The organism is Massilia genomosp. 1 (genome assembly GCF_011682185.1).
GTDB classification, from domain to species: domain Bacteria; phylum Pseudomonadota; class Gammaproteobacteria; order Burkholderiales; family Burkholderiaceae_D; genus Telluria_A; species Telluria_A rubra.
In genome coordinates, this window is the sequence record NZ_WHJF01000248.1 from 1 (window position 1) to 1,911 (window position 1,911).

Sequence of the window (1,911 nt, forward strand, 5' to 3'; positions counted from 1 at the left end):
TTCATGGTGTGGGCGTTTTGATTAAGCTTCAGAAACTAAATCATGCCAGAAATGGGCGCCCACTCCCACCTTTTCGCTTGCGCTGCCAAGCAATTTTCATCCGTTCCGCTAGTTTTGCAAGAGGCTCCCTTGAAATGCGCGCAGCAGTACGTGAGCGAAGCCGCTTTCGCCGGCTTTTCCAAGGCACCAGCAACACTTTTGGTAGGTCGAGCGGCACCTTGGGGTGTCAGAACGCCTGGACGCACGGCCTCCTTCAGGTAAACCAGGCGCTGCAAACTGCAGGCAGCGTCCCTCCAATTGGGCTGCTGCATGCGCGTCCCAGCCAACTTAGCGCATGGCCTACCACCGAGTTGTGTAGCTTGGCGAACACATGCTCGACGCAGGCACGGGTTTTGGCAATGCGGTGGTTACATCGCTTCTGTGTTTCGTAGGTGGATATCCTCTGTCGGCCACGATATCAAGGTTCGTATTTACTGTATCGAGCACCTGTTCGAAATGCAGCGGGTTATGCTCGCTCGCCGTGCTGGCCTTGAGGTTGCTACTGTGTCATGCCTTGAAATGCTTTTCGAGGTCTCACCAGTCATACCAAGGTGGCAGAGCACTTAGACAAAGCAGCATGTCTAGCCTCTGTGTCTTGCAGCCATGCCTCGGCCACTTTCAACGGTTGTGCCAGCACCTTTCATGTGTCTCGCCCCCCGTAGACCCTACCCATCCCAGTAGTCGATAGTTTCACCACGGCCCGCTACGCGCAAATAGACAACTGGCCTTGGGGTTACCTCGACTGGCGCGGCCACCGTCCCTGCCCTCAGAACAAGTAGGACTAGCGAACTCCGATCTTCGAGTCCCCGCCATAGATCCGTAAACGAAAAAAGGGCTACACACCGAAGCATGTAACCCCTTGATTCTGTACAACAAAAATTCTGGCTCCCCGACCTGGACTCGAACCAGGGACCTGCGGATTAACAGTCCGTCGCTCTACCAACTGAGCTATCAGGGAAAAGAGGCCGTATTATATAGGCCCCGAACGAATTTTAGAAGTAAAAATTACCAAAAATGCCGACGTGGTCGCCTTTAGTCTTTTCGGTATAGGTCCGGCCGCGGACCGCGTAGTTGGACTCGTACTCTTCTTTGACGTAACGCAGCTTCAGGCCCACGTTCGGGCTGAAGAAATATTCGCCTTCGACCACGGCGCCGACCGTGTTGTCGAACTCCTGGTACACGCCGGCGCCGAAGCCGTCGCCATTGAGCTTAGGGCTCGACACATAACGTACGCCGCCGCCGATGCGCATCTTGTCGCTCGGGTGGAAGTAGCCCAGCACTTCGATCGGGAAACGCTTGAAGGTCACGTCGCCGTTCTTGGCGCTGGCCTGGTCGACGTGGAAGCCGACCGTGCCCTGGAACGAGAACTGTTGATTGACGCGGTAGTCGACGCCAGCGAGGAACGCAATCATGCCGCCGGCGCGCACGTCGATCGAGCCGCCGTTCGCATATTCAGCGGTGGCCAGCTTGTCGCCACCGGCGGTCAGGCCGGCGCCGACGACGAAGCGCAACGGGTTGGCGGCAGGCGCCTGGGTTTGTGCCTGGGCCGAGCTCAGGGAAGCGATCGCCACAGCGATCACGAGTGCAAGTTTTTTCATGGTGTTTTTTGTATGTAGGTTCACGGTAACGCGCGGAATGCTGCGTATTTACCAAGAACTATAATACAGGCAAAGATTGCAAATTGGCAAGTAAAATCACCAATAGGCGTTGTTTATGGGTAACAAACTGTGCAAACCTGCACGGAAAATCGGCATAGGGGGCAGCTAAATATAGCTGCTCCCCTGCCACACCACCCGGCATGCGGGTCCGCACCGGGCGGTTCGAGTAGTTGAGGTTATGTGAGGCGAGGCATGCCAAGGCGATCAAAGTAGG

Annotated in this window: 2 protein-coding genes and 1 tRNA gene; all 3 read right to left on the reverse strand. The window is 56.0% G+C overall.

All coding sequences use genetic code 11. From position 1 onward, the window contains the following. Positions 1–921 precede the first annotated feature (921 nt). A tRNA-Asn gene (locus tag F1735_RS33285) sits at positions 922–997 on the reverse strand. Between the two features lie 34 nt (positions 998–1,031). Then, positions 1,032–1,637 carry an outer membrane beta-barrel protein gene (locus F1735_RS33290; RefSeq protein WP_167241248.1) on the reverse strand — a complete coding sequence of 202 codons (606 nt, stop codon included), beginning with the start codon at positions 1,635–1,637 and terminating at the stop codon, positions 1,032–1,034. Positions 1,638–1,695: 58 nt separating this feature from the next. Next, positions 1,696–1,911, reverse strand: a 216-nt coding sequence (locus F1735_RS35970; RefSeq protein WP_222853165.1) for a hypothetical protein, incomplete at its 5' end; no start/stop codon positions are given.